Below are 24,063 nucleotides of genomic sequence, written 5' to 3' on the forward strand. Positions count from 1 at the left end.
GAGACGACACTCGGGTCCTCGTTCTGCTCAGCCTCAGCCCGCAGCACGAAAACGGTCCACCGACTCCGGCGGCGGACCGTCACGAAACTTCGAGGCTAAACGAATGGGTGAATACGTGCCCGGGCGGATCGCAGCGGCGAAAATGCCGTCAAGCCCACCCATTGTCAGAGTTACATTGGACTTCCCTCGAGCCCACGGTCGTGCAGACCTTGAGCCAGACCGGGGTTTGCTCCGTAATGTTACCGGTTTTCCAAGTCGTACAATAGTTAGAAGCGTGACCGGCAGTGCTGACGGAGCGAATGAGATTTCCGGTGTCTCGATTGTACAGCCACGCCGTTATGGCATACCCATCGGCGTTCAGGTCGCAGGCTTTCAGCGCGTCACCGGGCAGACTCCCGTCCGGATCCGCCTTAAACCACCCGTACCCGTCAGTGGCGCAGACATCGCATGGCTTAATATGGACGGTAAGATCTGCACTTGCTTGCGCCGGAGTCGCGGCAAACACCACCATCCCCCCAGTCGCTATCGCCGCCATTACTGCACGCTTCGCGAAACGAGGCATCCGCATGAGTTTCCCCCTATTGATCCAATTGACAGCTGGAGAGTAGCGCGGGACCGCCAACGGCACAAGGGGTAATTGTTCCCTGCGTGAGTGAACTGTTGGGGGACGCACGGCAGTTGTCGCAGCGCCGCTGGGACCTGACGTTCCAGCGGCCGGACAAGCGGGCCGTCGAGCAGGATGCCGAAGCGGTCCGCGTCTGGCGGGAGGACGGGAGGAGACGTGGCCGACGATCCGCGCGCGAGCGAAGGCCGAGGGCGGCGAGGCGCTCTTCGCTGACCAGGTCGGCATCCGCTCCGACCAGGTAACCGGCCGCACCAGGGGAGCCAAGGGGTGCACCCGATACGTGCTGGCTGGCATGGCTTGCTCTCGTCGCCGGGACAGATAGCGTGGCTGAGCCAGCGGGGGTGCAGCGAGACACACGCGCGCCGGGTCGGTCAGCGCACCCACCATCGTGGCTGACTGTCGTCGGCTGAGGTTCGTGCTACCACCATGAAGGGAGGCGTGGGTATTGAGCCTTTTCCAAGCTGGCGTTGCTGACCGGGAGTTGGACGGTCCTGCGCAACGACGAAGCTCCTGGTAGACGGGTTCTCGACCAAGATCACCCGTGTCTGCCAGGAGCTTCGCGTGCTTGTCTACCCGTCCTCGATTGATCTGTCCAGCCGCACCTTGCGGTTCCTGACCGGGCAACTCGCAGCCAGGCGGCAGGAGATCGGGACACGCTGGCGGCGCCTTCCCGCGGCACGTCAGGCCCTGCTCGCCCTGGCCCACTTGCGATGCGGTGACACCTACGCCCAGCTCGCCGCCGGGTTCGGCATCGGGATCGCGACCGTCTACCGCTACATACGTGAAGCCGTCGAGGCCCTGTCCGCCCTCGCCCCGTCCCTGGCCGAGGCGATGAGGACGATCCGGGCGAAGGCGTTCGCCATCCTCGACGGCACCCTGCTCCCGATCGACCGCATCGCCGCCGACACCCGTACTACTCCGGGAAACACAAACGCCACGGCATGAACGTCCAGGTCCTCACTGATCCGTTCGGACGGCTGCTCTGGGCCTCACCGGCGCTGCCCGGCTCGACTCACGACCTGACCGCCGCACGACAGCACGGCATCATCGAAGCCCTCGCCGATGCCGGACTCAAGTGCTGGGCAGACAAGGCGTATCAAGGCGCCGGCGGAACCGTCCGAGTCCCGTTCCGGGGCCGCCGCCTCAAGCGATGGAAACGCCGCCACAACACCACCCACGCCAAGATCCGCTGCCTCGGCGAGCGGGCCATGGCCACCCTCAAGGGCTGGCGCCTCCTGCGGAAGCTCCGCTGCAGCACCAACCGCATCACCAACGTGGTGAAGGCCGTCCTCGTCCTTCACCACGCATCAGTATGAGGTTGGAAAACGCTCATTGCCGCCACTCCCGGCCTTGATGCGGGCGAGCGGTACCGGCTGACGCGGTCGGCCTACACCCACTGCTACGGATCACGCCATGAGTTGGAGATTCTCGCGCCGCGCTCCGTTGTTCGCCCGGCTGAGGAATGCAGTCGGGCAGTGCGAATGATGCGCGATGCCGTGAGCGCGGGGGCGCGTCTTGACAGCGATGAGCTCGAGGAACTGACACGCAGGTACCTGGACCTGCGTTTGGAGACCGGGTCTGCCGCACGATCGGGTGGCATCTTGACCGGCTTGCCCTGTGGAGCGGGTGGGAAGGATGCCGCAGCGGGCGGGGTTATGACTGCCAAGTAGCCACGACTGCCAGCAGGGCGGGTGTTTAGAAGGCGCTTTGCCCGTACGTCCGCAATCGGGCCCTGAACTGGGCAATTACCCGCGCCGACGAGGGCTTGCCACCCGGCTTCGACACGTATTCGACACGGCCCGGACTACTCGTAGATGGTCGCCGCTCGCAAAGCCCGTGCGAAGAACCTCCAGTCACCGCTGGCCGGCAACTCGCGGCCGGTGTTGCTGTACCAGCCGCCCGCGTCGTCGATCCATGCCGCCAATGCCTTCAGGAAGCTCGGAAGGTCGGGGTTCTCCCATGAGCTTCCGTCCTCGCCATGGCTGCGATGCAGGGAACGAACGAAGGCTGCCAGGTCTTCTCTGTTGTCGACGTGCTCAGGAGAAGTAGTCACGCCTGGACCCTACTTGGCACGCTGGCGCCGGAGCCTGGTGAGCACCGCCTTGTAAGTTCGATCGCGGTGCGGTTCGGCGTGCCGGAACGGGGCCTGCTGGTCGCTCGCGGATCCGGCTACAGCCACCGCCGTGCGCCATCGTTCGCCGTCGTTGATGTCAGTTGGTGATGTCAGACCGACGGACGGACGGTCTATGCGCTGACGGCCAACTCTCGGGCTCGTTGCCGCGCTTGAGATCTCAGTTCCTTGAGGCGGCCATGGAACGCGTTGTGGCGGTTCTGGTCGAGGTTCAGCGGCAGGTCGAGTTGAGAGATGAGCTCCGACTCCAAGGTCCACGGTTCGTCGTGCTCGATCCAGCACACTCGAGCGTTCTCCGCCATCCACTGACTGAGTGCGGCTTCCCCGGCCTTGCCGAAGGTCATGCGCGTCCCGCTCCTGCCCACTCGACGCAGCTCGATCCCGAGTAGGCAACCGAGCGTGAGGCGAAGCGTGGATCCGGCCGCGTTGCCTCGGTAGTGATACCGCACGCGCTTGCGCAGGTTCTGCGTGCTGGTCCGGTTCGCCATGTATCGCGGAGCTATACCGACGTAGAGCAGGCTCCCGGCATCGAGGTCTGCACAGGGAGCTTGTTCGAAGTACCACCCGTAGACCCCGGCCGCCGCCGGCACCGGGCTGGGACGCAACAAGACCTCCTGGGCCGACCACAGCCGATCCGGTGCGGTGAGAGCGGTATGAGCCACGAAGCCTCCAAGGTCGAAGAGCTGCCGGTCGCAGGCTACTGGCTGAGCGTGTCGGTCCTATTGACCTTGAATGCGTGATGTCGTCATGGTGGCTGGTGCCGGAGTCCGGTGCCGGTGAGGCAGCCGTCGAGCACGTCGTGGCGGTACTGGAGCTGGCGTAAGCCGCGCCGGACAGCGGTGATCAGGTCCTCAGGGTCGGCGAAGACACGGTTGGCCACGGTGGTGCGTCGCAGGACGGACCAGATGCCCTCGACCGGGTTGAGGTCGGGTGCATAGGGCGGGAGTTGGTAGACGGTGAGCCAGTCGCGGTCGGCGATGCAGCGGCGCATCCCGGCCGCCAGGTGGGTGTTCAAGTTGTCCCAGACCAGCACGATCGGGCCGCCGAGCTGCTGGTGCGCGGTCTGGATCAGGTCGCGGTAGTCCTTCCAGGAGAAGCTCTTGCGCCCGTCGGGCCGGGCGTCCGGGCAGGTCCGGTAGATCAGCCGGGGCCGTTCGCCGGGTTTGTAGCAGGCCAGGGCGGCCACCGATAAGCGGCGGCGCGAGCGGCCCCGGACGCGGACCACGGGGGTGTGGCCGCGGCGGGACCAGGTGCGGGTGGTCGGCGGCGTCATCGAGAATCCGGCTTCGTCCTCGAAGACGAGCCAGGCGTCGAGCACCGCCACGGTCCTTCCACCTGGGGCCAGGTCTCCTTCACCCAGCCGGCCACCAGGTCCTCGTCCCGCTCGATCGCACGCCGGGCAGGAACCTGGCAGGTCCAGCCGTGCCGCTTGAGCAGGGCGGCTACTCCCTGCACGGTGTAGCTCTTGTGGAAGCGGCGCCCGATCAGCGTCTTGATCCGTGACAGGGTCCAGGTCTGGTCCGGCCAGCCGTGTGCCACCGGTCCCTTGGCCAGCTCACGCTCCAGCACGGCGAACAGTTCATCGCTGAGCAGCGACAACGATGCCGGACCCTTTGAGGCCGTCCCGCGACCAGGTCTTGCGCCAACGCTGTACCGACCGGACGCTGACCCGCAGGTCGTGAGCGATGACGTTGTTCTCGTCACCCTGTCTGAACCGCTCGGCCGCCTCCAAGCGCAACTTCTCGCGAAAGGACCGCCGTTCGTCGGTCAGCCCGCCCCCTTGTGCGTACCTCATGCAGTCGGCATACCGCAGGGATCAGGAGACCTCAGCCCCTACGACACCACGCTTTGAAGGTCCTTACGTTGTTGTTGGGTCGATTCCGCTCACTCGTAGGATCGGAAGGCCCTGGGGCACTGGGTGTGGCTGTCAAGGTCATGCCGCACGTGTGGCTTCTACTGATTGGCCGCCCGGTGCCCCGCGACGACTCGGCCACTGATTGGGATGCGCGCGAAGATCGCTTGGTAAGGACACGTTGGCGAGGTCGTCTGTTGGGACCAGTACAGGAACGACTTCGGAGGTGGCCGTGCCCGAACTGTGGGCCGGAACGGACGCGGGCAAAGCCGAGCATCACTGCACGGTGATCGACACCAGCGGGAAGCGGAGGCTCTCGAGGCGGGTCGCCAACGACGAGAACGCACTGCTCCAGCTGATCGCAGATGTTCTCGCGTTGAGTGAGGGCGAGCCAGTGACCTGGGCGATCGACCTCAACGCCGGCGGGGCCGCGCTGATGATCGCCCTGCTCACCGACAACGGGCAGAGAGTCCTCTACATCCCTGGCCGCACCGTCCACCACGCCTCCGGGTCCTACCGGGGCGACGGGAAGACGGACGCGAAGGACGCCTTCGTCATCGCGGACCAGGCCCGCATGCGCCGGGACCTCCAGAGCATGCACCGTGGTGACGACATCGCCGTCGACCTGCGCATCCTCACGTCGCGCCGCCTGGACCTGGCCGCCGACCGCACGAGGGCGATCAACCGGCTGCGGGCCCAGATGCTGGAGTACTTCCCGGCCTTGGAGCGGGCCTTCGACTACAGCACTTCCAAGGGATCTCTGGTGCTGCTGACCGGCTACCAGACTCCCGGCGCTCTGCGCCGGATCGGCAGGAACCGGCTCGCGGTCTGGCTGAAAAACCGCAAGGTCCGCAACTTCACCCTCGTCGCGGCCACCGCGGTCGAGGCCGCCGAAGCCCAGCACACTGCCGTTCCCGGGGAGAAGCTGGCCGCCGCCGTGGTGGCCAAGCTGGCCAGGGAGGTGATGGCCCTCGATGAGGAGATCGCTGAGACCGACGCCCTGATCGAGGGCCGGTTTCGCGACCACCCACACGCCGGGGTCATCCTGAGCATGCCCGGCATCGGCCCCGTCCTCGGCGCCGAGTTCATCGCCCACACCGGCGGCGACATGAGCATCTACGGCACCTCCGACCGGCTCGCCGGCGTCGCAGGCCTGGCCCCCGTCCCGAAGGACTCGGGGCGGATCAGCGGCAACATGCGGCGGCCACGGCGTTACTGCCGGCGGCTGCTGCGGGTCTTCTACATGTCCTCTATGGTCGCTGCCCGATGCTGCCCCACCTCGAAGGCCTTCTACGAACGCAAGAAGGCCGAGGGGAAGAACCACAAACAGGCCATCATCGCGCTCGCACGCCGTCGCCTGAACGTCCTGTGGGCACTCATACGCGACGGCCGAACCTTCGAAATCACCGCACCACAGAGCCCCATCCCACTGGGCTGACACACTCACAGCAAGTCACCAACCCAGCTTGACAACCTCATTGGGAATCAGTAGTCACCGAGACTGGAGCCCAAACGGTGGGGCAGGTCAAGATGTCACCCGATCGTGCGACAGACCCCACCGCAAGGCACCTGGCACGCGGCGACTCATCGCGTCTCCCCCGACAGGGCGGCTCTCAGTATTCGGCGCCGCCCTCGACAAGTCGCCTCAGCGAGGGAAGCAGGGCGTCGATGTCCTGCCCGGTGCGGAAGGCGACGACCGTGGTGCCGGCTCCGCCCGTCGGCGAGCCGCCCGTCGGGAAGAGCGCGAGCACGTCACGCATCGCCTCGTCCACCTCGCCGACCGGATCCGTGGTCTCCCCGCGGAGCCAGCGGCGGAGCACGTGGTTGTGGGCCGCGACCACCGCGGCCGACATGAGTTCGGCCCTGAGTGACGCCGACTTGGCCTCGTCGCCCATCCAGTCCCCGATGAACTCACGGAACAGCCGCTGGTAGCGCGCCACACTGGCGATCTCGCGGTCGCGGAGGGCGGCCACCTTGCTGGTGAGCACGTACCGCCGGCGCGCGAGATCGCCTTCGTCGAGGTAGTGCAGCAGAACCAGGCGGACCGCGTCGGAGACGGCGACCAGGGCGGTGCTGTGACTCGAGGTCGCCAGCCTGTCCCTGATCAGGTCGAGGAGCCGGTCGTGGTCGGGGAAGATCACGTCTTCCTTGGACCGGTAGTGCCGGAAGAACGTCGTGCGTCCCAGTCCGGCGCGTTCGGCGATGTCGTCGACGGTCGTCTGCTCGTATCCGCGCTCGTCGAAGAGCGCGAAGGCGGAGTCTGCGAGTCGGGACCGCGCGGATGGCTTGCTCATGATCGCCCATCTTTCCCCGTCTCGGCCTTCGGAGGCCACTTGCCTTCCTGAATGGTACTGCGTACCGTCGATCAGAGATTGAGTACCGAGGAGGTGCAGTGTGAGTTCCGTGGCCCGTGCCGGGCGACCTGCCGGTACAGCCGCTCCACGGCGACTCGGCGCCGACGGAGCGGACACCGGCAACGTCCTGCCGCCGATGCGTGACGCGCTGAAACCGCGCGCCACGGGCGGCGAGGTCTCCCACGGCCCGCGCGACACCTGGGGTGTCCACGTCCCCCTCGAAACCTTCTGACGAACGGGAAACATCACGCGTCATGAACGACATCGACATCCACACCACCGCGGGCAAGCTCGCGGATCTGCAGCGCCGCATCCAGGAAGCGACGCACGCCGGCTCGGAGCGCGCCGTCGAGAAGCAGCACGCCAAGGGCAAGTTGACGGCTCGTGAGCGCATCGAACTGCTGATGGACGACGCTTCCTTCGTCGAGTTCGACGAGTTCGCGCGGCACCGCTCGACCGACTTCGGCCTGGAGCACAACCGCCCCTACGGCGACGGTGTGGTCACCGGCTACGGCACCGTCGACGGCCGGCCGGTCGCGGTGTTCTCCCAGGACTTCACCGTGTTCGGCGGCGCGCTCGGCGAGGTCTTCGGCCAGAAGATCATGAAGGTGATGGACTTCGCGCTCAAGACCGGCTGCCCGGTCATCGGCATCAACGACTCCGGCGGCGCCCGGATCCAGGAGGGCGTCAGCGCGCTGGGCATGTACGGCGAGATCTTCCGCCGCAACACCCACGCCTCCGGCGTCATCCCGCAGATCAGCCTGGTCGTCGGCCCCTGCGCGGGCGGCGCGGTCTACTCCCCGGCCATCACCGACTTCACCGTCATGGTCGACCAGACCTCGCACATGTTCATCACCGGCCCCGACGTCATCAAGACGGTCACCGGCGAGGACGTCGGCTTCGAGGAACTGGGCGGCGCCCGCACCCACAACGCCGTCTCCGGCGTGGCCCACCACATGGCCGGCGACGAAAAAGACGCCATCGAGTACGTCAAGCAGCTGCTGTCCTACCTGCCGTCCAACAACCTCAGCGAACCCCCGGTGTTCCCCGAGGAGGCCGACCTCGCCCTCACCGACGAGGACCGCGAGCTCGATGCCATCGTGCCGGACAGCGCGAACCAGCCCTACGACATGCACACCGTCATCGAACACGTCCTGGACGACGCCGAGTTCTTCGAGACCCAGGCACTGTTCGCCCCCAACATCCTCACCGGCTTCGGCCGCGTCGAGGGCCACCCGGTGGGCATCGTCGCCAACCAGCCGATGCAGTTCGCCGGCTGCCTGGACATCGACGCCAGCGAGAAGGCCGCCCGCTTCGTGCGCACCTGCGACGCCTTCAACGTGCCCGTGCTGACCTTCGTGGACGTGCCCGGCTTCCTGCCCGGCGTCGACCAGGAACACACCGGCATCATCCGCCGCGGCGCCAAACTGATCTACGCCTACGCCGAGGCCACCGTCCCGCTGATCACCATCATCACCCGCAAGGCCTTCGGCGGCGCCTACGACGTCATGGGCTCCAAACACCTGGGCGCCGACCTCAACCTCGCCTGGCCCACCGCCCAGATCGCCGTCATGGGCGCCCAGGGCGCCGTCAACATCCTGCACCGCCGCACCATCGCCGCCGCCGAGGACCAGGACACCACCCGCGCCCGCCTCATCCAGGAATACGAGGACACCCTCCTCAACCCCTACACCGCGGCCGAACGCGGCTACATCGACGCCGTCATCATGCCCTCCCAGACCCGCGCCCACCTCGTCCGCGGCCTGCGCCAGCTCCACACCAAACGCGCATCACTGCCCCCCAAGAAGCACGGAAACATCCCGCTGTGACGGCCACGACGAGTTCCGCCGTGGACGGCGCCCCCGCCACGGCGGCCACACCCGGATCGAGCCCGCGGCTGGTGATCAAGGCCGGCGCTCCCTCGCCCGAGGAGCTGGCCGCCCTGGTCGCGGCCCTGGCGGTCAGCCGCCCGGCGGCCGCCGCCCCCGTCGCCCGCCGCCCCGACGGCTGGGCCTCACCGGAGCATCGACTGCGCACTCCGCATCCCCCCGGACCCGACGGCTGGCGAGCCTCGGCGCGTCATCGCTGATCATCCGAACGGAGACACCATGAACACCCCGCATCAGCACGACCAGAACACCCTGGAGCCCGCATGCTGAGGAAGATCCTCATCGCCAACCGTGGCGAAATCGCTGTCCGCGTGGCCCGAGCATGTCGGGATGCCGGGATCGCGAGCGTTGCCGTGTATGCGGAACCGGACCGGGACGCTCTGCATGTCCGTGCGGCGGACGAGGCGTTCGCGCTGGGCGGTGACACTCCGGCCTCCAGTTACCTGGACTTCGCCAAGGTGCTGCAGGCCGCCAAGGACTCGGGCGCGGATGCCGTCCATCCGGGTTACGGCTTTCTCTCGGAGAACGCGGACTTCGCCCAGGCCGTCCTCGACGCCGGGCTGATCTGGATCGGCCCGCCGCCGCAGGCGATCCGGGACCTGGGTGACAAGGTCGCCGCCCGGCACATCGCGCAGCGCGCGGGCGCGCCGCTGGTGGCCGGTACCCCGGACCCGGTGGCGGGTGCGGAGGAGGTGGTGGCGTTCGCCGAGGAGCACGGTCTGCCGATCGCGATCAAGGCCGCCTTCGGTGGTGGCGGGCGTGGTCTGAAGGTGGCCCGGACGCTGCAGGAGGTGCCGGAGCTGTACGAGTCGGCGGTGCGTGAGGCGGTCGCGGCCTTCGGGCGCGGTGAGTGCTTCGTGGAGCGCTACCTCGACAAGCCCCGCCATGTGGAGACGCAGTGTCTGGCCGACAGTCACGGCAACGTGGTCGTGGTCTCCACCCGTGACTGTTCGCTGCAGCGCCGCCACCAGAAGCTGGTCGAGGAGGCCCCCGCGCCGTTCCTGTCGGATGCGCAGGTGGCCGAGCTGTACGCGTCGTCCAAGGCGATCCTGAAGGAGGCCGGCTACGTCGGCGCCGGCACGGTGGAGTTCCTGGTCGGCATGGACGGCACGATCTCCTTCCTGGAGGTCAACACCCGTCTGCAGGTCGAGCACCCGGTCACCGAGGAGGTCGCCGGCATCGACCTGGTCCGGGAGATGTTCCGCATCGCCGACGGCGAGGAACTGGGCTACGGCGATCCCGAACTGCGCGGGCACTCCATCGAGTTCCGTATCAACGGCGAGGACCCGGGCCGGGGCTTCCTGCCCGCCCCCGGCACCGTCACCGCCTTCGCCGCGCCGTCCGGCCCCGGGGTGCGTCTGGACGCGGGCGTGGAGTCCGGCTCCGTGATCGGCCCGGCCTGGGACTCACTGCTCGCCAAGCTGATCGTCACCGGCGCCACCCGCAAGCAGGCCCTGCAGCGGGCCGCCCGCGCGCTGGCCGAGTTCCAGATCGAGGGCATGGCGACCGCGATCCCCTTCCACCGCGCGGTGGTCACCGACCCCGCCTTCGCCCCCGAGCTGACCGGCTCCAGCGACCCGTTCACCGTCCACACCCGGTGGATCGAGACCGAGTTCGTCAACGAGATCAAGCCGTTCACCGCCCCGGCCGACACCGAGAGCGACGACGAGCCCGGCCGCGAGACGGTGGTCGTCGAGGTCGGCGGCAAGCGCCTGGAGGTCTCGCTGCCCGTCTCGCTGGGCATGTCGCTGGCCCGCACCGGTCTGGCCGCCGGCGCCAAGCCCAAGCGCCGGGCCGCCAAGAAGTCCGGCCCGGCCGCCTCCGGCGACACCCTCGCCTCCCCGATGCAGGGCACCATCGTCAAGGTGGCCGTCGAGGAGGGCCAGGAGGTCAAGGAAGGCGACCTGATCGTCGTCCTGGAAGCCATGAAGATGGAACAGCCCCTGAACGCGCACCGCTCCGGCACCGTCAAGGGCCTCAGCGCACAGGTCGGCGCCTCCGTCACCTCCGGCGCCCCCATCTGCGAGATCAAGGACTGACGAATCCGCGGATCTGACGGCTCCGCGAGTCCGACGACTCCGTGGATCTGACGAATCCATGCACCTGCCGAACGCTTCCGCCCGCCCGGAGACCGGGCGGGCGGAGGATATCGGCGAGATGAGAGGTGCCGCGAGCGTCGGCGATCCGCGCCGTGGTCGTACCATCGCGGCTCAGCGCACGCGCCCCCGTGGCTTCAGCGCGACCGGGGGAAGTTCCGGGGCGGACAGCGGCGCGCCGTCGTACCCCTTCACCTCACCGAAGCGTGCACCCTTGGCCCAGTCCTCGCGGGCCTGTTCGATGTCGGCCTGGGTGCGCCCGATGAAGTTCCACCACATGATCAGCTCCTCCTCGAACGGCTCGCCGCCCAGGAGCATGAGGCCCGCGTCCGTCGTGGCGCGCAGCGGAAGTTCCGTACGGCCGCAGCCGAGGTAGAGCATGGAGCCCGGGACCACCGGCACGCCGTCGACCCGGGCCTCGCCGGACATCACGAGGACGGCGTACTCGAAGTCGGGCTCCAGCGGCAGGCGGACGTCCGCGCCGCTCGCGAGGGCCAGGTCGGCGCCGACGATCGGCGTGTACGTCGTACCGGGCGAGGCCGTGCCGTCGAGCGTGCCCAGCAGGAGTGTGGCCCGCAGGCCGGGGGCGGTGACGACGGGCAGCTCGGCGTGGTGCTCGAAGTGCGGGTCGGTGTGGCGGTGGCTGTCCGGCAGTGCGACCCAGAGCTGCGCGCCGTGCAGCAGACGGGAGTGCGCGCGGGGGCTCTCCTCGGAATGGCTGATGGCGCGGCCCGAGGTCATGAGGCCGAGTTCGCGCGGGCGGATCGTCTGGAGGCTGCCCGTGGAGTCGCGGTGCAGCACCTCGCCCTCGTGCAGCCAGCTGACGGTCTGCAGGCCCATGTGCGGGTGCGGCGGGACCTGCATGCCGGGCTCGTCGGCGATGTCGTCGGGCCCGTAGTGATCGACGAAGCACCACGCGCCGACCATGCGCCGACCCAGATTGGGCAGCAGACGGCGGACCTCGGTCGACTCGCCGAGCTTGACCCGGCGGGGGCTGAGGAGTTCGCGCACCGGCTCGGCCACCACAAACCCGCGGCCGCCGCAGGCGGCGGGAACCGCCTCCCGATCAAGATTGCTCATGGCCCACAACCTAGACCCGTCGGGGGCCGCTCGTCAGGCCATCGATACGCCCATCGAGGGGCACTTGGCTCAGAACCGGCGCGGCGCCCCGGGAGTCCGGCCACCGGGTCCGTACGCCACGACCGGGCCGTTCGGGGGTCGAAGACGAGGTTCGTACATATAGTAGCCATGGACATAATAGCCATGTACTGTTTCTTGCATGAGTACAGCGAAGTCGGTCTCCGAGAACGCGACCCCCGGTTTCCTCGTCTGGCGCCTGTCGATGAAGTGGCGCGTCGCCGTGGACCGGGCGGTGGGCCCGCTGGGCCTGACGCACGCGCAGTACTCGCTGATCGCGTCGCTGTACAGCCTCAACCGGGGCGGGCGGCGGCCCAGTCAGCGCGAGCTCGCCGACCACACCGGACTCGAACCGCTCTACGTCTCGAAGCTGGCCCGCGCCCTGGAGACGGCCGGCCGACTCGACCGCACCCGGGATCCGGCGGACCCCCGGGCGGTACGGCTGACCCTCACCGACGACGGGCGCGAGATCGCCCTCCACGCCATCACCGTGGTCCAGGGCCTTCTGGAGCAGCTTCTCGAACCACTGGGCGGCCTCGGCGGCGAACGCACGCGGGCGTTCAGCCGCGAGCTGGCCGCCCTGCTCGACGTACCGCTCGATCCGCACACCGGAGCCGGGCCGCGTTCCGGCGTGGCTCCACCGTTCTCCGAAGAGTTCTCACCCGAGGAGTAGTCATGACCACCTCTGTTCCCCCTGTCAACGGCCAGGTCATCGGCCTCGCCCACTACGCGGGCCGGGCCGCCCTGGAGCGGGTACTGACCCGCAGCGGCACCACCTTCGAGCAGTCGGTGGCCCTGCGGGCCGCGTCCGACAACGGCGGGACCGTCGAGCGGGCGCGGGTCGTGGACCGGCTCACCGGCGGCCTGAAGATCGAGGAGTCGGCGGCCCGGCGGACCGTCGAGGAACTGACGGCACTGGGGCTCTTGGAGGAGCAGGCGCCCGGACAGGTGTCCCTGACGGACGGCGGCCGGGAGCTGTTCGCGTCGATCCGCAGCGCGGGCGACGCCATCGCGGCCCGGGTGTACGCCGGTATCCCGGCCGAGGACCTGGCCACCGCCGGGCGTGTACTGGCCCTCGTGACGGAGCGGGCCAACGCGGAACTCGCCGACGCGTAACGGCCGGACCACTGCCGGGAATCCCGGAGCCGCCACCTCGGACCCCCACAAGCTCGTGGAATATTCAACCAACTGGCACGGTTGTGGCCCGTCGAAGGAGGTCAGTGGTGGACACGACGTACTACGACCACGGGACGGCCGCGGAGCGCTGGGAGCGGGCGCGGATGTTCTTCGAGGCCAAGGACTACTCCGCGGCGGCACGCGTGCTGGACGGACTGGTCGAGGAGGTGCCGGAGCAGACAGGACCCCGGCTGCTGCTGGCGCGTTCCTACTACCACTCGGCCCAACTGCGCCGCGCCGAAGCCGAGTTGCGCACCCTCGTGGAGCTCGATCCGGTCGAGCACTACGCCCGGCTGATGCTGGGGCGCACACTCCAGCGCCTCGGCCGCCCCGACGAGGCCGCGTCGCACCTGCGGATCGCGTCCGCGCTCGGAGGCGACTTCGGACAAGCCTGATCCGGATCGGATCCGGATCGGATCCGGATCCGATCCGGCCCGGCGGTCGCGGGTGCGGGGTTCCACGTGGGAAGGCCGGTCGCCTCGGTGACCGGCCTTCCCGCGTGCCGTGCGGGCGGACGGCCGGGACGGCACGCCCTTCCGCGTGCCGCGCGGGAGGACGGACGAGCGCTCGGGCGAGCAGCCGGGCCGGCACGTGACCGGAGCCACACGAGGAAAGTCGCGGGGCTCCCCCCGTGCCGCCTCGATCACCTCGGTCCGGCTTGGCATCCTGGCGCGATGGCATCCGAACGAGACCGCAGCGCCCCGCGCATCACCCTGAGCGACATGGTCGAGGAACTCCTCGGCCACGAGGGTCCGTTGCCGATCGTCGCGGCCGGTGACCCCGTATTGCGCCGGGGCACGGAGCCGTTCGACGGGCAGCTTGACCCGGCGCTGCTGGCCCGGTTCGTGGCCGCCCTGCGCGCAACGATGCACGCGGCGCCGGGGGTCGGTCTCGCCGCGCCGCAGGTCGGCGTGCCGCTGCGGATCGCCGTCATCGAGGACCCGGCGCCGGTCTCGGACGAGGTGCGCCTCGTCCGCGGGCGGGAGCCGCAGCCGTTCCGGGTGCTGGTCAATCCCACGTACGAGGGGATCGGTCCGGGCCGGGCGGCGTTCTTCGAGGGCTGTCTGAGCGTGCCGGGCTGGCAGGCCGTGGTGGCCCGGCACACCGAGGTGCGGCTGACGGCGCTCGACGAACACGGGCGAGCGGTCGACGAGGTGTTCGGCGGCTGGCCCGCACGCATCGTCCAGCACGAGACGGACCACTTGGACGGCACGCTCTACCTCGACCGCGCGGAGCTGCGCTCGCTGTCCTCGAACCAGGCGGCGGCGGAACTCTGGTCCCAGCCGACGCCGGAGCGGGCGGCCGACGTTCTGGGCTTCACCCTGCCGGACTGATGCCGGCCCGGCCCCGGCGGCTCCGGGCATCACGGCCGGTCCGCGGGGTCCGGGCCCAGCCATCGGCTCCACGTCCGGCTTCGGACGTCACCATCAGACCGTCGCTTCATCTGCCGAGCTGACGGCCGGATTCCCCCGCCAGACGCTCGCCACCGCACCGCACCGCCCCCATCGGTGCCGCGCCGGGCCTCCCGGCGGAAAATCGCAGGCGCCCCGGTTCCGGCTCGGCTAGCCTGCGGGCATGTCTACGCCCCGCGTCTCTTAGCTCCAGGACCCGCTTCCACGCCACCCGTGTGTCCTTGAGCCGATTGACTTCTGGAGCGTTTTCCCATGATCACCGTTCGCGGTGTCGATGTGCGCGTCGGCGCGCGTCTGCTGCTTTCCGGCATCTCCTTCACCGTCTCCCCCGGCGACCGCATCGGCCTGGTCGGCCGTAACGGTTCCGGCAAGACCACCCTCCTGAGCACCCTCGCGGGGCTGCGGCGTCCCGCCGCCGGTTCCGTCTCCCGTACCGGGGCGGTCGGTCACCTCGCCCAGGACCCGGCCGCGGCGGACCCCGCGGTCACGGTGACCGCGCGGATCCTGTCGGCCCGGGGCCTCGACCGTGCCGTACGAGCCCTGCGGGCGGCCGAGACCGCGATGGCCGACGGATCCGACCGTGCGATGAACGCCTACGCGCGCGCCGAGGCCGAGTTCCAGGCGCGCGGCGGGTACGCGGCCGAGGCCGAGGCGGCCCGGGTCGCCGCCGGACTCGGTCTGCCGGCCCGGGTGATGGACCAGCCCATCGGCACCCTGTCCGGCGGGCAGCGACGACGGGTCGAACTCGCCCGCATCCTGTTCGCGGACGACGGCACCCTGCTCCTCGACGAGCCGACGAACCATCTGGACGCCGACTCGATCGCCTGGCTGCGCGGGTTCCTGGCGAGCCGTCAGACAGGGCTCGTTCTCATCAGTCACGACACCTCCCTGCTGGCCGACGTGGTCAACCGCGTCTTCCACCTGGACCCGCACCGCGCCACGCTCGACGTCCACAACACCGGCTGGGCGACCTACCTCACCCGGCGCGACGCCGACGAGCGACGCCGGACCCGGGAGCGCGCCAACGCCGAACGCAAGGCGGCGGCGCTGCACGCGCAGGCCGACAAGATGCGCGCGCACGTGGCGACGGCCGTGGCCGCCAGGAACATGGACCGCCGCGCCGACCGCCTGCTCGCCGGACTGGAACCGGTCCGGCGGGCGGAGAAGGTCGCCAGGATCCGGCTGCCCGAACCGGCCCCGTGCGGACGCGTGCCACTCGGCGCGGTCGCGCTGACCAAGTCGTACGGCGATCTGCGCGTCCTCGACGGCGTCGACCTCGCCGTCGACCGGGGCAGCCGGCTGGTGATCCTCGGCCCGAACGGCTCGGGCAAGACCACACTGCTGCGGCTGCTCGCCGGGCACGAGAGCCCGGACAGCGGACGGGTTGTACGCGGACACGGGCTGCGTCTCGGCTACTTCGCGCAGGAGCACGACACGCTGGACCCCGCCGGAACGGTCCGGGACCATCTCGCCGCCGCCGCGCCGCACCTCGGCGACGGGGAGGTACGGGGGGTGCTCGGCTCGTTCCTGTTCACGGGCGACGACGCCGGCAAGCGGGTCGGTGTCCTCTCCGGCGGAGAGAAGACCAGGCTCGCCCTGGCGGGGCTCGTCCACTCGGGCGCGAACGTGCTCCTCCTGGACGAGCCCACCAACAACCTGGACCCCGCCTCCCGCGCCGAGGTCCTGGCGGCGGTGGCCACGTGTCCGGGCGCGCTCGTCATGGTCACCCACGACGAGGGAGCCATCGACGCCCTGCGCCCGGACCGGGTGCTGCTGCTCCCGGACGCGAACGAGGACCTGTGGAGCGAGGAGTACCGGGAACTGGTGTCCCTGGCCTGACGCGCCGGCCGTACGGCGGCACACGGGCGGCACGCCGCACGGCGCGGCCGCCCGTGTGCCACGCCCGGCTCACGCGTCCCGGTACGCCTCCAGGAGCCTCAGCCAGACCTCGCTGACCGTCGGGTAGGACGGGACGGCGTGCCACAGGCGCTCGACCGGGACCTGGCCGACGACGGCGATGGTCGCGGAGTGGATGAGTTCGCCGACGCCGGGGCCGACCAGGGTGAGACCGAGGACGATCTCGCGGTCGAGGTCGACGACCATGCGGGCCCTGCCCCGGTAGCCGTCCGCGTACAGTCCGGCACCGGCCACCGAGGCCATGTCGACGTCCACGGCCCGGACCCGGTGACCGGCCTGCTCCGCCTCGGCCAGGGAGAGGCCCACGGCCGCGGCCTCCGGGTCGGTGAAGACGCACTGCGGGACGGACGCGTGGTCGGCGGTGGCGGAGTGCGCGCCCCAGGGGTCCGTCTCCAGCAGGGGCACTCCCGCGGCACGGGCGGCGATGGCGGCACCCGCGATCCGGGCCTGGTACTTGCCCTGATGGGTGAGCAGCGCGCGGTGGTTGACGTCGCCGACCGCGTACAGCCATGCGCTGCCGATGACCCGGAGACTGTCGTCGACCTCGATCCATTCACCCGGCTCCAGGCCGACGGTGTCGAGGCCGATGTCGTCGGTGCGGGGCGCGCGGCCGGTCGCGAAGAGGATCTCGTCGGCCTCGATGCGGTCGCCGGTGTCCGTGAGGGCGACCACCGTCGAACCCTCGCGCGAGACGGCGGTCACCGAGGTACCGGTGCGCACGTCCGCGCCCGCCTCGGTCAGTGCCTCGGCGACCAGTTCCCCGGCGAAGGGCTCCATGCGGGGCAGCAGGCCCTTGCCGCGGACCAGAAGGGTGACCTGGGAGCCGAGCGCCTGCCAGGCCGTGGCCATCTCGGCGGCGACGACACCGCCGCCCACCACGATCAGCCGTCCGGGCACGGCGTGCGCGCTGGTGGCCTCGCGGCTCGTCCATGGTTTGACCTGGGCTAGGCCCGGCAGGTCGGGGAGCTGGGCGCGGGTGCCGGTGCAGACCGCGACCGCGTGGCGGGCGGTCAGCACACGGCGTTCGCCGTCGGGTCCGTCGACCGTCACGGTACGCGGTCCGGCGAGCCGGCCGTGTCCGCGGTGGAAGTCGGCTCCGATGCCGTCCAGCCAGGAGAGCTGGCCGTCGTCCTTCCAGTCGGAGGTGAACCAGTCGCGGTGGGCGAGCACCGCGGAGGCGTCGAGGGGGCCTTGTACGGCGGCGGCGAGGCCGGGTACGCGGCGGGCGTCCGCGCGGGCGATCACCGGGCGCAGGAGGGCCTTGCTGGGCATGCACGCCCAGTACGAGCACTCGCCGCCGACCAGTTCGCTCTCCACGACCGCGGTGGAGAGGCCGGCTGCGCGTGCGCGGTCGGCGACGTTCTCCCCCACGGGTCCGGCACCGAGCACCACGACGTCGTACGCGATGGATTCCGTTTCCGTCATGGGGCCAGTCTGGTTGCTGGTGTGCGCCGTGGCCACACGGGTACGGCCCCGGAATAGGCCCCAGGTGGGTTGCGTTGTGCTGACCGGCATGACCCGGACGTGAGGAAGAGGGAAATGGAATGAGCAGCACCGTTGAGCTCACCAAGGAGAACTTCGACCAGACGGTCACGGACAACGGGTTCGTCCTGATCGACTTCTGGGCCGAGTGGTGCGGGCCGTGCCGTCAGTTCGCCCCGGTCTACGAGAAGGCCGCCGAGGCCAACCCCGACCTGGTCTTCGCCAAGGTCGACACGGAGGCGCAGCCGGAGCTCGCGGCCGCGTTCGACATCCAGTCCATCCCGACCCTGATGATCGTGCGCGACCAGGTCGCCATCTTCGCCCGGCCCGGGGCGCTGCCCGCCCCGGCCCTGGACGACGCCATCGGGTGGGCCCGGAAGATGGACATGGACGAGGTGCGCAGGTCGGTCGCTGCCCAGCAGGCCGAGAACGCCGGGCAGGCCGGGGACACCGAGTAGGCAGGCCCCCGGTGGGCCGGGGACCGGGTGCGATGGCCGGGACCGGGTGCGTGCGCCCGGCCGCAGCCCCCTCGGTCTCCTCGGCCCTAGAAGGGATAACCCGCCACGTCCCCGCGCACCGTCGTCCATCGCAGGTCGGTGAAGGCGTCCAGGTTGGCCTCGCCGCCGAAGCGGGCGCCGGTGCCGGAGGCGGCGGTTCCGCCGAAGGGCGCGACGGCCTCGTCGTTGACGGTCTGGTCGTTGATGTGGGCGATGCCCGTCGGGATGCGCTCGGCGAGGTCCAGGCCGCGTGCGGTGTCCCGGGTGACGATGCCCAGGGAGAGGCCGTACGGTCCGGCGGAGGCCAGGGCCGCCGCCTCGTCGAGGGTGGTGAAGGAGCGGACCGGCGCGACCGGGCCGAAGACCTCCTCCGCGTATGCCGGGGTCGTGTCGTCGACTCCGGCGAGCACGGTGGGCCGGTAGAAGAGCCGGTCGTACGTGCCGCCCGCCGCGAGCTTCGCGCCGTTCGCCGTACTGGACTCCACCAGGCCGTGGATCTTGGCGAGTTGGGCGTCGTCGATGATCGGTCCGAGGTGGACCTGTTCGCGGTGCGGGTCGCCGACGGCCAGCGAGTCGGCCTTCGCGGCGAGCCGTTCGACGTACTCCTCGTAGAGCGAGGCGTGGACCAGGTGGCGGCCGGTCGTCATGCAGATCTGGCCCTGGTGGAAGAACGAGCCCCAGGCCGCCGTGGAGATGACCGCTTCGATGTCGGCGTCCGCCAGGACGACCAGGGCGGAGTTCCCGCCCAACTCCAGGTGCGCGCGCTTGAGATGACGTCCCGCCGCCTCACCGACCGCGCGTCCCGCGGCGGTCGAGCCGGTGAAGGAGATGACCGGGACCAGGGGGTCGGCGACCAGGGCACGGCCGGTCTCGGGGCCGCCGGGAAGGACCTGGAGCAGCCCGTCCGGCAGCCCCGCCTCGGCGAAGACGGCTCCGAGCGCGAGGCCGCCGCACACGGCCGTGCGCGGGTCCGGCTTCAGGACGACGCCGTTGCCGAGCGCGAGCGCCGGAGCCACCGAGCGGATCGAGAGGATCAGCGGTGCGTTGAAGGGCGCGATCACGCCCACGACGCCTGCCGGGACGCGGCGCGTGTACGACAGGCGCGGCGCCTCCGAGGGCAGGATCTGGCCCGTCGGGCGCGAGGCGAGTGCGGCCGCCTCGTAGCACTCCTGGGCGGCGACGTGCAGCTCGAAGTCCGCCTTGCCCGGGATGGAGCCGGACTCCCGCACGATCCAGTCGCGCAGCTCGTCGGCGTGCGCCGCGAAGAGGTCGCCCGCACGGCGCAGGACGGCGGCGCGGACGAAGTGCGGGGCCCTGGCCCACTCGGTCTGGGCGGCGCGGGCGGTCCGCGCGGCCGTCGCGACGTCCTCGGCGCCGGCGAGCGTGACGGCGGCGAGGCTCTCGCCGGTGGCGGGTTCGGTGACGGTGTGCTCATCGCCCGAGAGCGGGCGGGACTGCCAGGTCGTGGGGTCGAGCAGGGGCATATCGGCTCTCCGATCGTTCACTGATCACCGGCGGGACTCGGCGGGCCCGTACGGCTCGGGCCGAGCGGAAGTCCCGTGTAGTTCGCGGCCAGTTCGGCGGCGGCGGAACGGGATGCCGTGATCCGGCGCAGTCGCGCGAGCTGCATCCGGTCGTCGAAGGCATCCCCATTTGGTTGAGCGTGCAACATCGTAGTCATGTCGTACGAGAAGCGCGTGGCCTGCCACACACGTTCGAGAGCTATCTGCGAGTACCGGTCCAGGAGTTCCGTCGATCCCGTGCGGTGCAGCGCGGCGAACGCGCGCGCCAGGACCCGTACGTCCGCCACCGCGAGGTTGAGCCCCTTGGCGCCGGTCGGCGGCACGATGTGGGCGGCGTCCCCGGCCAGGAACAGCCGTCCGTGGCGCATCGGCTCGTGGACCCAACTGCGCATGGGAGTGACCGACTTGGCGGTGACGGGACCACGTTCGAGCCGCCAGTCCCTGTCGACCGCGAAGCGCGCGGCCAGTTCGTCCCAGACGCGCTCGTCGGGCCAGTCGTCGGCGTCGGTCCCGTTCGGGACCTGGAGGTACAGCCGGGACACCGACGGGGAGCGCATGCTGTGCAGGGCGAAGCCGGTGGCGCCCCGGGCGTAGACCAACTCCTCGCAGGAGGGCGGCACATCGGCGAGGATGCCGAGCCAGGAGTACGGGTAGTCGTGCGCGTACGTGCGGCCCGTACCGGCCGGGAACGCGGCGCGCGCGACGCCGTGGCCGCCGTCGCAGCCCACCACCCAGTCGCAGCGCAGCGTCCGCTCGCGCCCCTCCCGCACGAACCGCACGACGGGCGAGGCGCTCTCCGGCCCCTCCACGGCGAGCGCCTCCGCCTCGAACAACAGGGGTGGCCCGTCCACGAGCTGGAGAGCGACAAGATCCTTCACGATCTCCGTCTGGGCGTAGATCGTGACGGTCCGGCCGCCCGTGAGCCCGGGGAAGTCGAGGTGATGGCGCTCGCCCTCGAAGCGCAGCTCGATCCCGTGGTGGACCAGACCCTCGGCGTCCAGCCGCTCGCCCGCTCCGCACGCGCGCAGGGCGTCGACCGTGCCCTGCTCCAGCATGCCGGCCCGCTGGCGCCGCTCGACGTACGCGCGCGTCCTGCTCTCCAGGACGACACAGTCGATCCCCGTCCGGTGCAGCAGCCGGGCCAGCAGAAGTCCCGCCGGGCCCGCGCCGATGACGCCGACCGTGGTCCGCATGACGCGCCTCCGGTGTCCGATGCCGCCGGGGCCGGGCTCCGGCGCGGGGACCGGCCCCGTCGCGCACGGGCCCGGGCGAACAGGCTCGGTGCCACGAGACGGCGGACCTGCCTGCTGCGGCACCAGCCTCTCTCAGCTCGACGCGCGGTGCACCACTCGTGCGCCCAGCACCTCGTGCGTCTCCGGTTCGGCGCCCGGTTCGCGGACCGCGCGGTCGACCAGTTCGGCGAGGTCGCGGCCGGAGGGCAGGTCGAGGTGCACGGTGCTCAGCCGGGGCCGGAGCAGCCGGCCGAGCATGAGGTCGTCGGCGCCGACGACGGCGGTCTCGTCCGGCACGGCGACGCCCTCGTCCTGAAGGGCGCGCATGAGGAGCATCGCGTACTCGTCGTTGTACCCGAAGACGGCGTCGAGGCCGAGGGAACGCCAGCGCGCCGCGAGGCGGGCAGCGGCCTCCTCCTCGTAGGCCAGCGGCAGCTCGGTGACCGTCGCCTCCGTGCCGCTCACGGCCCGCCGGACACCGTCGAGGCGGGGCCTGGAGAAGATCTCCAGGCCGCTCTCCTCGGGCATCACGACGCCGATGCGGCGGCGGCCGCCGGACAGCAGATGGACACCCGCACAGTGGCCGACCCGGTCGTGGTTCATGAGCAGGGCGTGGGCTCCCTCGACCCGTTCGGGGCCCAGGGTGACCACGGCGCGGGCTCCGGCCCGCTTGAGGACCGCCACACCCGGCGGGCCCAGGCCGCTGCCGGGCACCAGGACGGCGACCGGGCGCAGCTCGGCCCAGGCGCGGGCGGCCTCGTCGCCGTGCAGCCCGACGCTGCCGTACTGCACGACGGTGTAGTCGAGCCGGCCGAGCGCGGACTGGAGTTCGGCGAAGAACTGGTGGTAGAGCGGGCCCACGGGGGCGGTCGGGGCGGGCATCAGGACCATGCGGCTGTGTCCGGCGCGCAGACTGCGGGCGGCCGCGTGCGGAACGTACCCGAGTTCCTCCGCGGCCTCGCGGACCCGGCGCCGGGTGGGGTCGCTGATCCGGACGGCGCTGGTGTTGTTCAGGACGTACGAGACGGTCGCGCGCGAGACACCGGCGAGGCGTGCCACGTCGGCACTGGTCGGTACGGGTCGTCGTGCGGGCGCCGGCTGGACGGCGGGCTGCTTCGGTATCTGCACCATGACGCGACGCATCCTTGCAGAGGGCCCGGACACCGCCTCGCGCCGGGGCACCCGATCGCCCCCCCATTTTACGGAACTCCCGCCTCCGTAAAGGAGGTTGACTGCCCAGTACCGCCGCGCCGACCCAGAGGTTACCGTTCGGTAGACGATCGCTTCGGAGGTGACCGGGATGACTCCCGACCGTGCCCCAGGACTGACGGAGAGCGCACGTGCGCTGGCCGCGGGCGAGGTGAGTTCGCGCGAGCTGGTCGAGCGGGCGCTCGCCCGGATCGAGGCGGCCCGGTCCACGGTGAACGCCTTCCGGCTGGTGCGCGCCGAGACCGCGCTCGCGGAGGCCGACGCGGCGGACGCGGAGCTCGCCGCGGGCGGGCGGAGGCCGCTGCTCGGAGTGCCGGTCGCGGTCAAGGACGACATGGACGTGGCGGGCCAGCCGACCGCGTTCGGCTGCCCGGGGGAGTTCCCGCCGGTGTCCGAGGACGGCGAGGCGGTCCGCCGGCTGCGTCTGGCCGGGGCCGTCGTGGTCGGCAAGACCAACACCTGCGAGCTGGGCCAGTGGCCGTTCACCGAGGGCCCCGCCTTCGGCGCGACCCGCAATCCCTGGCACCACGGGCACACTCCGGGCGGCTCGTCCGGGGGCTCCGCGGCCGCCGTGGCCGCCGGCCTGGTGCCCGCGGCGCTGGGCTCGGACGGGGCGGGCTCCGTGCGCATCCCGGCAGCCTGGACCCATCTGGTCGGCATCAAACCGCAGCGCGGCCGGATCTCGACCTGGCCGCGCCCGGAGTCCTTCCACGGCATCACGGTCAACGGCACGCTCGCCCGCACGGTCGCGGACGCGGCCCTGCTGCTGGACGCGGCGAGCGGCAGCCACGCGGGCGATCTGCACCGGCCCGCCGCGCTGCGCGTCCACGACGCCGTGGGCCGCGACCCGGGCCGGCTGCGTATCGCGCTGTCCCTGAAACCGCCCTTCACCGCGCTGCCCGCGCGGCTCGACCCCGCCGTACGGGCGAAGGTCCTCGCCCTCGCGGAGCGGCTCGCCGCGCTCGGGCACACGGTGGAGGAGGCCGATCCGCGCTACGGGCAGATCGGGCTCACCTTCATCCCGCGCGCCACGGCCGGCATCGCGGAACACGTGCGCGACGTGCCGTTCCCCGAGCTGCTCGACCGGCGCACCCACGGCGCGGCACGCCTCGGCCGGCTGCTCGGCGGCGCGCCGCTGCGGGCGGCCCGCCGGGCCGAGGCCACGCTGCAACGGCGCGTCGGCGCGCTGTTCGACACCTACGACGTGGTGCTCGCGCCGACGACCGCCGCTCCCCCGCCGCCCGTCGGCGCGATGCTCGGACTGAGCGGTCTGCGCACCGACCGCGCCATGATCGCGGCCTGTCCCTACGCCTGGCCGTGGAACATCCTCGGCTGGCCCGGCGTCAACGTCCCCGCGGGCTTCGTCGGCGAAGGCCTCCCGGTCGGCGCGCAGTTGCTCGGCCCGGCGGACAGCGAGCCACTGCTGGTGTCGCTGGCCGCGCAACTGGAGGCGGACCTGCGCTGGCACGAATCGTGGCCTCCGTACGAAGCCGTCGCGGACTCCCCGGCCGCATAGGCGAGTTCCGGCTCT

21 protein-coding genes and 2 pseudogenes are annotated in these 24,063 nt (G+C 70.8%); 14 read left to right on the plus strand and 9 right to left on the minus strand.

Annotated elements, in window-relative coordinates:
• Positions 1 to 648 precede the first annotated feature (648 nt).
• Complete coding sequence (locus OG780_RS05905; RefSeq protein WP_443062114.1) at positions 649 to 867, plus strand: winged helix-turn-helix domain-containing protein; 219 nt, start codon at positions 649 to 651, stop codon at positions 865 to 867.
• A 319-nt stretch (positions 868 to 1,186) separates the two neighbouring features.
• Positions 1,187 to 1,941 (plus strand): annotated as a pseudogene (locus tag OG780_RS05910) (transposase family protein).
• 488 nt (positions 1,942 to 2,429) lie between these two features.
• Here OG780_RS05910 and OG780_RS05915 read toward each other — a convergent pair.
• The 3 genes and pseudogenes from OG780_RS05915 to OG780_RS44570 all read right to left on the minus strand — a co-directional run bounded on the left by OG780_RS05915 (position 2,430) and on the right by OG780_RS44570 (position 4,551).
• Positions 2,430 to 2,678, minus strand: a complete 249-nt coding sequence (locus OG780_RS05915; protein WP_328445390.1) for a DUF7660 family protein — start codon at positions 2,676 to 2,678, stop codon at positions 2,430 to 2,432.
• Positions 2,679 to 2,869: 191 nt separating this feature from the next.
• The gene (locus OG780_RS05920) at positions 2,870 to 3,244 is read right to left on the minus strand and encodes a GIY-YIG nuclease family protein (RefSeq protein ID WP_443062115.1); all 375 of its coding nucleotides are present in this window, start codon (positions 3,242 to 3,244) and stop codon (positions 2,870 to 2,872) included.
• Between the two features lie 257 nt (positions 3,245 to 3,501).
• Positions 3,502 to 4,551, minus strand: a pseudogene (locus OG780_RS44570) (IS630 family transposase).
• 283 nt (positions 4,552 to 4,834) lie between these two features.
• On the opposite strand from OG780_RS44570, the gene OG780_RS05935 reads away from it, so the two are divergent.
• The gene (locus tag OG780_RS05935; RefSeq protein ID WP_328445394.1) at positions 4,835 to 6,046 is read left to right on the plus strand and encodes an IS110 family transposase; all 1,212 of its coding nucleotides are present in this window, start codon (positions 4,835 to 4,837) and stop codon (positions 6,044 to 6,046) included.
• Positions 6,047 to 6,221: 175 nt separating this feature from the next.
• Here the strand turns inward: OG780_RS05935 and OG780_RS05940 are convergent, their stop codons facing one another.
• The gene (locus OG780_RS05940; RefSeq protein WP_328445396.1) at positions 6,222 to 6,902 is read right to left on the minus strand and encodes a TetR/AcrR family transcriptional regulator; all 681 of its coding nucleotides are present in this window, start codon (positions 6,900 to 6,902) and stop codon (positions 6,222 to 6,224) included.
• 100 nt (positions 6,903 to 7,002) lie between these two features.
• Here OG780_RS05940 and OG780_RS05945 point away from each other — a divergent pair, with 100 nt between their 5' ends.
• The 4 genes from OG780_RS05945 (at position 7,003) to OG780_RS05960 (ending at position 10,890) form a co-directional block, all read left to right on the plus strand.
• Positions 7,003 to 7,194 carry a hypothetical protein gene (locus OG780_RS05945; RefSeq protein WP_328445398.1) on the plus strand — a complete coding sequence of 64 codons (192 nt, stop codon included), beginning with the start codon at positions 7,003 to 7,005 and terminating at the stop codon, positions 7,192 to 7,194.
• Between the two features lie 22 nt (positions 7,195 to 7,216).
• Entirely contained in the window at positions 7,217 to 8,791 is a 1,575-nt protein-coding gene (locus OG780_RS05950; protein WP_328445400.1) for an acyl-CoA carboxylase subunit beta, read from the plus strand.
• The gene (locus tag OG780_RS05955; protein WP_328445402.1) at positions 8,788 to 9,051 is read left to right on the plus strand and encodes an acyl-CoA carboxylase epsilon subunit; all 264 of its coding nucleotides are present in this window, start codon (positions 8,788 to 8,790) and stop codon (positions 9,049 to 9,051) included. Before OG780_RS05950 ends, OG780_RS05955 begins: the two co-directional genes overlap by 4 nt.
• A 66-nt stretch (positions 9,052 to 9,117) precedes the next feature.
• Positions 9,118 to 10,890, plus strand: a complete 1,773-nt coding sequence (locus OG780_RS05960; RefSeq protein WP_328457920.1) for an acetyl/propionyl/methylcrotonyl-CoA carboxylase subunit alpha — start codon at positions 9,118 to 9,120, stop codon at positions 10,888 to 10,890.
• Between the two features lie 171 nt (positions 10,891 to 11,061).
• Here OG780_RS05960 and OG780_RS05965 read toward each other — a convergent pair whose 3' ends face one another.
• On the minus strand, positions 11,062 to 12,027 hold the full coding sequence (locus OG780_RS05965) for a pirin family protein (RefSeq protein WP_328445404.1): 966 nt from the start codon (positions 12,025 to 12,027) through the stop codon (positions 11,062 to 11,064).
• A gap of 199 nt (positions 12,028 to 12,226) precedes the next feature.
• Here OG780_RS05965 and OG780_RS05970 point away from each other — a divergent pair, with 199 nt between their 5' ends.
• The 5 genes from OG780_RS05970 to OG780_RS05990 all read left to right on the plus strand — a co-directional run bounded on the left by OG780_RS05970 (position 12,227) and on the right by OG780_RS05990 (position 16,511).
• Positions 12,227 to 12,757 carry a MarR family winged helix-turn-helix transcriptional regulator gene (locus OG780_RS05970; protein ID WP_328445406.1) on the plus strand — a complete coding sequence of 177 codons (531 nt, stop codon included), beginning with the start codon at positions 12,227 to 12,229 and terminating at the stop codon, positions 12,755 to 12,757.
• A 2-nt stretch (positions 12,758 to 12,759) separates the two neighbouring features.
• Positions 12,760 to 13,200, plus strand: a complete 441-nt coding sequence (locus tag OG780_RS05975) for a MarR family transcriptional regulator (RefSeq protein ID WP_328445408.1) — start codon at positions 12,760 to 12,762, stop codon at positions 13,198 to 13,200.
• Positions 13,201 to 13,307: 107 nt separating this feature from the next.
• Positions 13,308 to 13,655, plus strand: a complete 348-nt coding sequence (locus OG780_RS05980; protein ID WP_328445410.1) for a tetratricopeptide repeat protein — start codon at positions 13,308 to 13,310, stop codon at positions 13,653 to 13,655.
• 279 nt (positions 13,656 to 13,934) lie between these two features.
• Positions 13,935 to 14,594 carry a peptide deformylase gene (locus tag OG780_RS05985; RefSeq protein ID WP_328445412.1) on the plus strand — a complete coding sequence of 220 codons (660 nt, stop codon included), beginning with the start codon at positions 13,935 to 13,937 and terminating at the stop codon, positions 14,592 to 14,594.
• A 330-nt stretch (positions 14,595 to 14,924) separates the two neighbouring features.
• Positions 14,925 to 16,511, plus strand: coding sequence for an ABC-F family ATP-binding cassette domain-containing protein (locus tag OG780_RS05990; protein WP_328445414.1), 1,587 nt, complete (start codon positions 14,925 to 14,927; stop codon positions 16,509 to 16,511).
• A gap of 69 nt (positions 16,512 to 16,580) precedes the next feature.
• Here the strand turns inward: OG780_RS05990 and OG780_RS05995 are convergent, their stop codons facing one another.
• Positions 16,581 to 18,014: a dihydrolipoyl dehydrogenase family protein gene (locus tag OG780_RS05995; RefSeq protein WP_328445416.1), complete on the minus strand. Its 1,434-nt coding sequence runs from the start codon at positions 18,012 to 18,014 to the stop codon at positions 16,581 to 16,583.
• 119 nt (positions 18,015 to 18,133) lie between these two features.
• Here OG780_RS05995 and OG780_RS06000 point away from each other — a divergent pair, with 119 nt between their 5' ends.
• Positions 18,134 to 18,529, plus strand: coding sequence for a thioredoxin family protein (locus OG780_RS06000; RefSeq protein ID WP_328445418.1), 396 nt, complete (start codon positions 18,134 to 18,136; stop codon positions 18,527 to 18,529).
• Between the two features lie 86 nt (positions 18,530 to 18,615).
• Here OG780_RS06000 and OG780_RS06005 read toward each other — a convergent pair whose 3' ends face one another.
• The 3 genes from OG780_RS06005 to OG780_RS06015 all read right to left on the minus strand — a co-directional run bounded on the left by OG780_RS06005 (position 18,616) and on the right by OG780_RS06015 (position 22,454).
• Positions 18,616 to 20,052: a benzaldehyde dehydrogenase gene (locus OG780_RS06005; RefSeq protein WP_328445419.1), complete on the minus strand. Its 1,437-nt coding sequence runs from the start codon at positions 20,050 to 20,052 to the stop codon at positions 18,616 to 18,618.
• 17 nt (positions 20,053 to 20,069) lie between these two features.
• Positions 20,070 to 21,284, minus strand: coding sequence for a 4-hydroxybenzoate 3-monooxygenase (locus OG780_RS06010; RefSeq protein WP_328445420.1), 1,215 nt, complete (start codon positions 21,282 to 21,284; stop codon positions 20,070 to 20,072).
• A 132-nt stretch (positions 21,285 to 21,416) separates the two neighbouring features.
• Positions 21,417 to 22,454 (minus strand): LacI family DNA-binding transcriptional regulator, encoded by a 1,038-nt coding sequence (locus OG780_RS06015; RefSeq protein WP_328445421.1) that lies wholly within the window; start codon positions 22,452 to 22,454, stop codon positions 21,417 to 21,419.
• A 169-nt stretch (positions 22,455 to 22,623) separates the two neighbouring features.
• On the opposite strand from OG780_RS06015, the gene OG780_RS06020 reads away from it, so the two are divergent.
• Entirely contained in the window at positions 22,624 to 24,048 is a 1,425-nt protein-coding gene (locus OG780_RS06020) for an amidase (RefSeq protein WP_328445422.1), read from the plus strand.
• Positions 24,049 to 24,063 lie beyond the last annotated feature (15 nt).

The sequence above is a fragment of the Streptomyces sp. NBC_00386 genome (assembly GCF_036063235.1).
In the GTDB taxonomy this organism is placed as follows: domain Bacteria; phylum Actinomycetota; class Actinomycetes; order Streptomycetales; family Streptomycetaceae; genus Streptomyces.

Bases quoted from the DNA above. Each gene is read 5' to 3' on its own strand.
- OG780_RS06005 (WP_328445419.1), bottom strand. From the start codon at position 20,052: ATGCCCCTGCTCGACCCCACGACCTGGCAGTCCCGCCCGCTCTCGGGC.
- OG780_RS05995 (WP_328445416.1), bottom strand. From the start codon at position 18,014: ATGACGGAAACGGAATCCATCGCGTACGACGTCGTGGTGCTCGGTGCC.
- OG780_RS05950 (WP_328445400.1), top strand. From the start codon at position 7,217: ATGAACGACATCGACATCCACACCACCGCGGGCAAGCTCGCGGATCTG.
- OG780_RS05990 (WP_328445414.1), top strand. From the start codon at position 14,925: ATGATCACCGTTCGCGGTGTCGATGTGCGCGTCGGCGCGCGTCTGCTG.
- OG780_RS06000 (WP_328445418.1), top strand. From the start codon at position 18,134: ATGAGCAGCACCGTTGAGCTCACCAAGGAGAACTTCGACCAGACGGTC.
- OG780_RS06020 (WP_328445422.1), top strand. From the start codon at position 22,624: ATGACTCCCGACCGTGCCCCAGGACTGACGGAGAGCGCACGTGCGCTG.
- OG780_RS05975 (WP_328445408.1), top strand. From the start codon at position 12,760: ATGACCACCTCTGTTCCCCCTGTCAACGGCCAGGTCATCGGCCTCGCC.
- OG780_RS05920 (WP_443062115.1), bottom strand. From the start codon at position 3,244: ATGGCGAACCGGACCAGCACGCAGAACCTGCGCAAGCGCGTGCGGTAT.
- OG780_RS05970 (WP_328445406.1), top strand. From the start codon at position 12,227: ATGAGTACAGCGAAGTCGGTCTCCGAGAACGCGACCCCCGGTTTCCTC.
- OG780_RS05940 (WP_328445396.1), bottom strand. From the start codon at position 6,902: ATGAGCAAGCCATCCGCGCGGTCCCGACTCGCAGACTCCGCCTTCGCG.
- OG780_RS06015 (WP_328445421.1), bottom strand. From the start codon at position 22,454: ATGGTGCAGATACCGAAGCAGCCCGCCGTCCAGCCGGCGCCCGCACGA.
- OG780_RS06010 (WP_328445420.1), bottom strand. From the start codon at position 21,284: ATGCGGACCACGGTCGGCGTCATCGGCGCGGGCCCGGCGGGACTTCTG.
- OG780_RS05985 (WP_328445412.1), top strand. From the start codon at position 13,935: ATGGCATCCGAACGAGACCGCAGCGCCCCGCGCATCACCCTGAGCGAC.
- OG780_RS05965 (WP_328445404.1), bottom strand. From the start codon at position 12,027: ATGAGCAATCTTGATCGGGAGGCGGTTCCCGCCGCCTGCGGCGGCCGC.